This window comes from Mesorhizobium sp. BHbdii (assembly GCF_053848045.1).
Map to the genome: position 1 here is coordinate 25,066 of NZ_JBSPKX010000015.1, position 6,000 is coordinate 31,065.

Consider the following 6,000-nt stretch of genomic DNA (forward strand, 5'->3'; position numbering starts at 1 on the left):
GGTGAAAAACTTCATCGAGGAACAGTGTGGTGGGCGACCGACGACGTAACCGTTGCCCCAGGCTCCGAGGATACGCCGCGATGTTGGATTTCGCACAGGAGCAACAATTGCCGGTTACGATCGTATCCGGCTTTCTGGGCGCCGGGAAGACGACGCTTTTGAACAACATCCTGCGCGAGACCCCGCAGAAGCTCGCAGTACTCGTCAACGACTTCGCCGCGTTGAACATCGAAGAGCGAGCTCGTCTTCATCGGTAAGCGCGGCGAGCTGCCGACCGACACGCTTACGGAAATCTTCGGGCGGGACGCGCTTCTCGGACCGGAAGCGGCTGCCAGGTTTGTGCCGGCCGGGAGCGCCGTTCGAAAGCGGATGCGGAGCTCCCTTCATTGCGATGCGCCAATGACCTGGCCGCACGCACCGGAACGGCAATAGTCGCTTTCTCAATCTTCGGCTCCCCGCGCGCCTTGGCGCGCTTGGCAAGATCGACGTCTTCAATACGTGCAACGATTGTTCGCCGATGAGGTGGCGCCAAGCCTGCCGCGCGACAGCTTGCGTTCACCTCACGCACCAGGGCCGATACGGATGGGCGGTTCTTCTTCAGGTAGAAGCGCTTGATCTCGGCCCTGATGATCGCGTCGCGCGCTTCGTCGAGAACCCTGTGGCCGACGGGGCGGCCGGCCTTGCGTCCGACGAGGGATAGAACGGTCCCGCCCGTTCGAAATAGCTTGAGTAGGCGATACGCCGATGCTTGGCTTAGCCGAAGTTCGTCGGCAAGTTCTCGTATCTGGCCTGTCGTTGTGGGACCGGACACTCGACGCAGGAACGCACGGATCGCATCCGCCTTACGGCAAGCCTCATCCCAATCAATGTCATCGATTTCTTCGGCAAACGGCTCGGACATCGCGGCTCTCGGCGCAAAAATATGAGATCGATCATTCTCACATTAAATGCCAAGGTCAAGCAGCGATTATTATGATTAACTGCCAATTATCGAATTATGTGCCCGCGTAACGCCTTGATATCATTGCAAGCCGATTCTTGAGGTTTAATGGAAAGTCACAGCGCCATGGCGAGACCACAGTCAGATCAGTGGGCTCGACCGTCGGAGACAGGCGCTCCAACAGGTAGAGCTTTTGGTGACGATGCTCGTGGACTAGAGAGTCCGCCAAATCATATGGATCGATCAACCGATCTCCCTGCCAAACCGACACGTAAAGCGCGCCCGGCACAGAATTGTCGCTGAACGAGATTATCTTTTCCGGATGAGCTACAGGGTCGCGCACAAACTGAACGGCGCGGCAGGCCATACGAATCTCCGCAGCCAGCGCGGGGCGCCAACCCTCGACGATGGCCAGGGCCTCCTTGACCACCGGCCGCGCTTCGGCGGCAAGGTCTTCATCCTTAAAGTAGATTGCCTCCCCGAAAGGTATGCGGAGCCAAGGATCAGCGCCGCCGATGGCCAGTCGTTCCAGATCGTTAGAGGAGCGTTCAAGAAGGTCCGAGAGATACGAGGATTCGGCGACAACGGGTTGGCCGTCGACCGTATGGATTACGCGGCCGGAAGCCGCAGCAGTTAGCGTTTTTTGCCGGGCAACCGCTCCTGGTTGCAGGCAGAGCTCGGCGAGATGTTCTGGATTTAGCCAAGATAACGCTTTACCAAGCGTTCGTGCGTCGCTCGCCGGTAGGGTGGCGACCGCCGCAACGAATTCTTGAGTGAGCGTATTCCGGGCATCCGCGTACAGTTGGGCCATCTCGGCATGGCCGAGTTCGGCTCGTTCAAAGCGCTCGATATCGAGCCATCGGGCAACTCGCCATTTCGTCCCTGACCGGGAGTGAGCAGCCCATCGAGCCGCGCCCGAACATGATTCACGAGTGCAGTCATCTCGCCACAATAGACGGTAGGATTATCAAAGCCGTTGGTGCCGTAGCGATGGGGCAATGAACCCACCGCCGCAGATGTCGACGATCAGACAGTTCTGACACGTAGCGCTCAGACCGGCTTTGCTAAGCAGTCGCCGATGAGCCTCGATCTGTTCGGACGCAGCAATCATTGCGATAGGTGTGTCTCGCACCGTACCGCCGATTTGGGTCAAGCCCTCTCGGGTAGTCTTGAGAACGTCGAGATCGTGATAACTGCCGTCAGTCTCGCTGCTGTTCAAGCTGACATCACCGAGACCGAAAGCGTCGGTTGTGGACGGCAGGCCAGCGACGGCATCGGGGAGCGCCTCGAAGGTGCGCACGGGAAGATGAGGATATTGATCGAGCCAAAGATCAAAGGCATCGCAGAGCCAAGATTCGTAAATGTCAGGCTGGCCGTTTCGTCCGGGAGGAGGACGTAGGTGGTGGGCGTCAGGCATCAGGAAGTCGAGCTTTGGCGGTTGGTGTTCGTCGAAGAAGGAATCCGCCCGATGCAGCTCGAACCCCACGACTTCTGGCAGCGCATCGAAGCGGCGGGTACGTTCGAGGCCCGAAACGAAGCCGGCTTTCGTGAACTCTTCCCGGCGGCGCTTCCCGATGGCCGCCAGATCGCATTGCCGATCCGGGCGCTTCCCGGCGATGGCGGTTCGGGCGTTGCGTCGCTGATCGTCAACCGGACGAGCTTTGTCGTCGAGGATGCGCTTGCCGACACGATGGCCGTGCTGGCGCGGGGAGGTCGCGCCGGACATCGTGATCGGGGTGCCGACGCTCGGGCGGCCGCTGGCGGCGGGCGTCGCGCGCCGGCTCGGCCATTCACGCATGGTTCCGCTCGGGACATCGCGAAAATTCTGGTATCGCGACGAACTCTCCGAGCCGCTGTCGTCGATCACCAGCCCCGGACACGCCAAGATGCTCTTCCTCGACCCGCGCATGCTTCGGGTTCTCGAAAGCCGGCGCGCGATCGTGGTCGATGGCGTGGTGAGTTCGGGCCGTTCCATGACTGCCGTGTTGCGGCTTCTGGCCAAGGCGGGCATCGAGCCCGCTGGCATCGTCGTTGCCATGACGCAGACCGAGCGCTGGCGCGCGGCCCTGGCGGACATTGATGCCTCCTTTCCCGCCAGAGTGCGCGGCGCACTGTCGACGCCGCTTCTGGCTAGGGGTGATGATGGCCGCTGGCTGCCGGCCGATGCCTGATCCCGCCTTGTCATCGTTACGCAAAGGGCCTGCCGCCTCCTTGAGAGTCTCTCGCGCGGAGAAGGAAATTCCCCGCCGGCGCGGCGAGAGGAAACGGTGTGCCACGACGGCGCGGCGCTTTCCGCGCTAGGCTCCTTTCCGCGCTAGGCTCGATGTGCGGCGTTCGGTTCGCAAAGGAGGTACCTATGTTCTGCCAACAGATCACCCGACGTCAGGCGCCTTGGGGAGTCGTTGCATGACCGCAGCCTCGCCCGCCTTTGCCGTCCTGCATACGCCGAATGCCCGCCTCGGCATCGCCGTCATGCTGATCGGCGTCCTGATGTTCGCGCTCAACGACACCATGGGCAAATGGCTGGTCGCGACCTATACGGTCGGCCAGGTGCTGCTGATCCGAAGCGTTGCCGCGTTCATCGTACTGGCTCCGTTGCTTTGGCGCATGGGCGTCCGGCCCCTCGTCGCGATCGAGCGGCCAGGCATGCAGGCTCTGCGCGTCCTGCTCTCCTCGGTCGAGGTCTATGCCTTCTACTTCGCCGTCATCTATCTGCCGCTGGCTGACGTGATGACCTACTGGCTGGCCGCGCCGATCTATGTCGCGGCGCTGTCGCCCTTGCTGCTCGGCGAGCATGTCGGCTGGCGGCGCTGGACGGCCATCTTCGTCGGTTTCCTCGGCGTGATCGTCGCGCTGGAACCATCCGCCGCGACGCTTACCGCGCCGGCGCTGATCTCGATCTTCGGTTCGTTCTGCTTCGCCTTCATGATGTTGTCGGGCCGGGCGCTGCGCGGCACGCCGGACACAGTGCTGGTGTTCTGGCAGATCGTCGGCGCCGGCCTGCTCGGCGTCGTCACCGCGCCGTTCGGCTGGGTGCAGCCTTCGGCCTTCGACCTCGCGCTGCTCGGCGCGCTGGGCGTCGTCGCCATGGTCGCGCATGTCTGCGTCAACCGCGCCATGAAACTAGCAGACGCGGCGACGGTGTCGCCGTTCCAGTACACGATCCTGATCTGGGCGATCATCTTCGGCTGGCTGGTGTTCGACGACGTGCCACGCCCCGCCATGCTCGCCGGCGCGGCAATCATCGTCGCGGCCGGCCTGTTCATCTTCTTCCGCGAGAACCGGCTGAAGCGCGGCGCTCCCTGACCGGGTGTCGCTTGGCACTTAAACGCAAGAATGCGGCGGTTTTGTCCAGATTGGGCACTTAACCGTGAGAATCCTCGCAGCCAGATTCTCAAATTAACTGCATTTGCCCAGAAGCTCGCAACTTGCCGGCCCGAGCGATCATGTTCTCGGCGCGTCAGTGAACCGGACCTTGTTGTCACCCATCATGTGGCCACGCAGCATCCGGAGCATTTCCGGACCGGCACACTCGACGATCGCAACGCCTGCGAGCAGAGCCGGCCGTAGGTGAAGCGGCAGGATAGGCTTTGCAGGGGTCGGCAGGTTCTCCTGTTCGGCAGCTACGACATGGTCGAGATCGGGGATGATGGCGCCGAGCACCCTATAGCGCCAAAGCTCATGTTCGCGCGGAAGGGGCCAGATCACTCGCCGCATCAGGAGAAGCCGTGCGATTTCGACCGGCGACGTCCAGGTTCGGATGCCGCGTTCGGCTTGATCGTCGAGCAGCTTTTCGCCGCGCAGAGCCGCAACGCAATATTGGCCGAAAGGGGAGGGGAGTTCGCGGCCGTTTTGCCCGAAGCAAGTCACCCCAAAGAGGACATGTGATGCGCCATCCCAGCAGTTGGCTTCGCAGGACCGGCGACGGTCCCGGGCCACCAAGGCTGCAGCACGAGCTATGCCGACGCGCCGCGAGGCATGGAGTTTCTTTACAGCCTGAACCGGCTCAACGTGGCCACCTCGCGCGCCAAATGCATCTGCGTGCTGGTCGCATCGCCGTCCGTCTTCGAAGCGCAGTGCCGGACGTCCCGGCAGATGCAGCTTGCCAACGCCTTCTGCCGGTATCTCGAAAGGGCGATCCAGATCTGAGTCGGCATACGCCCCCTGCAAGGTTGTCGCGAGGTGCCGATCACGGCGCAAGGAGAGCATGATGACGGACAGCTGTAGCGGGACAATTTTGATGAGAAGGGCGACAATCTGGATGAGAATCTGGTGCCGCGATGTTGGAATGATCGCGGGGTTGATTGACGCGCGCAAGCGCTTTTTTGGTTTGCTTGTCGCGGCGCGTCAATCCGCGGCGATATTGGCCGGTGTGGCGTATGAAGCCGGTCGTCCCGGGCCTCGCTTTCGCTCGATGGCTTGGCGCCGCCTGTAGCTCTCGACATTCAATTCGAAGATGGTTGCGTGGTGGACGAGGCGGTCGACGGCGGCAAGGGTCATGGCGGGATCTGGGAAGACCTTTTCCCATTCGCCGAACGGCTGGTTGGCGGTGATCAGCATAGAGCGCCGCTCGTAGCGGGCGCTGATGAGCTCGAACAGCACGCTGGTCTCGGCCTGATCCTTGGTGACGTAGGCGAGATCGTCGAGAATGAGGAGATCGAACTTGTCGAGCTTGGCCAGGGCGCTCTCGAGCTCCAGGTTGCGGCGGGCGGTCTGCAGCTTCTGGACGAGGTCGGTGGTCCTGGTGAAGAGCACCCGCCAGCCATTCTCGATGAGGGCCAGGCCGATGGCCGAGGCGAGATGGCTCTTGCCGCCGCCGGAACAGCAGCAGATTGGCACCCTTCTCCAGCCAGCTGTCGCCAGCGACGATGGCCATGATCTGGGCTTTGGAGATCATCGGCACGGCCTCGAACTCGAAGGTGTCGAGGGTCTTTCCCGGCAGCAGGCGACCTTCGGCAAGATGACGCTCGACACGTCGGCGATCGCGCTCGGCCAGTTCGTGTTCGGCGAGCGCGGAGAGGAAGCGGGCGGCGGGCCAGCCTTCCTTGTCGGCCTGTTCG

6 protein-coding genes and 2 pseudogenes are annotated in these 6,000 nt (G+C 62.3%); 3 read left to right on the forward strand and 5 right to left on the reverse strand.

What is annotated here, in order from left to right:
• Positions 1-80 precede the first annotated feature (80 nt).
• Entirely contained in the window at positions 81-257 is a 177-nt protein-coding gene (locus tag ACWTU8_RS30635; protein WP_455851079.1) for a GTP-binding protein, read from the forward strand.
• A 26-nt stretch (positions 258-283) separates the two neighbouring features.
• Here ACWTU8_RS30635 and ACWTU8_RS30640 read toward each other — a convergent pair whose 3' ends face one another.
• From ACWTU8_RS30640 to ACWTU8_RS30650, 3 genes are all read right to left on the reverse strand, one after another.
• Positions 284-901: a hypothetical protein gene (locus tag ACWTU8_RS30640; protein WP_455851080.1), complete on the reverse strand. Its 618-nt coding sequence runs from the start codon at positions 899-901 to the stop codon at positions 284-286.
• A gap of 94 nt (positions 902-995) precedes the next feature.
• Entirely contained in the window at positions 996-1,751 is a 756-nt protein-coding gene (locus ACWTU8_RS30645; RefSeq protein WP_455851081.1) for an aKG-HExxH-type peptide beta-hydroxylase, read from the reverse strand.
• Between the two features lie 156 nt (positions 1,752-1,907).
• Entirely contained in the window at positions 1,908-2,426 is a 519-nt protein-coding gene (locus tag ACWTU8_RS30650) for a hypothetical protein (RefSeq protein ID WP_455851082.1), read from the reverse strand.
• Between ACWTU8_RS30650 and ACWTU8_RS30655 the strand changes: the two are divergent.
• A pseudogene (locus tag ACWTU8_RS30655) lies at positions 2,409-3,111 on the forward strand (phosphoribosyltransferase). The gene ACWTU8_RS30650 and the pseudogene ACWTU8_RS30655 sit on opposite strands and share 18 nt — an antisense overlap.
• A 235-nt stretch (positions 3,112-3,346) precedes the next feature.
• A complete protein-coding gene (locus tag ACWTU8_RS30660; protein WP_455851083.1) occupies positions 3,347-4,246 on the forward strand; it encodes a DMT family transporter in 900 nt (299 codons plus the stop codon).
• A 138-nt stretch (positions 4,247-4,384) separates the two neighbouring features.
• Here the strand turns inward: ACWTU8_RS30660 and ACWTU8_RS30665 are convergent, their stop codons facing one another.
• Complete coding sequence (locus ACWTU8_RS30665) at positions 4,385-5,257, reverse strand: hypothetical protein (protein ID WP_455851084.1); 873 nt, start codon at positions 5,255-5,257, stop codon at positions 4,385-4,387.
• A 45-nt stretch (positions 5,258-5,302) separates the two neighbouring features.
• Positions 5,303-6,000, reverse strand: a pseudogene (gene istB / locus ACWTU8_RS30670) (IS21-like element helper ATPase IstB); the annotation flags it as partial.

Excerpts from the sequence above, each read along its gene's own strand:
- ACWTU8_RS30640 (WP_455851080.1), bottom strand. The coding sequence starts at position 901 with ATGTCCGAGCCGTTTGCCGAAGAAATCGATGACATTGATTGGGATGAG.
- ACWTU8_RS30660 (WP_455851083.1), top strand. The coding sequence starts at position 3,347 with ATGACCGCAGCCTCGCCCGCCTTTGCCGTCCTGCATACGCCGAATGCC.
- ACWTU8_RS30635 (WP_455851079.1), top strand. The coding sequence starts at position 81 with ATGTTGGATTTCGCACAGGAGCAACAATTGCCGGTTACGATCGTATCC.
- ACWTU8_RS30645 (WP_455851081.1), bottom strand. The coding sequence starts at position 1,751 with ATGGCCCAACTGTACGCGGATGCCCGGAATACGCTCACTCAAGAATTC.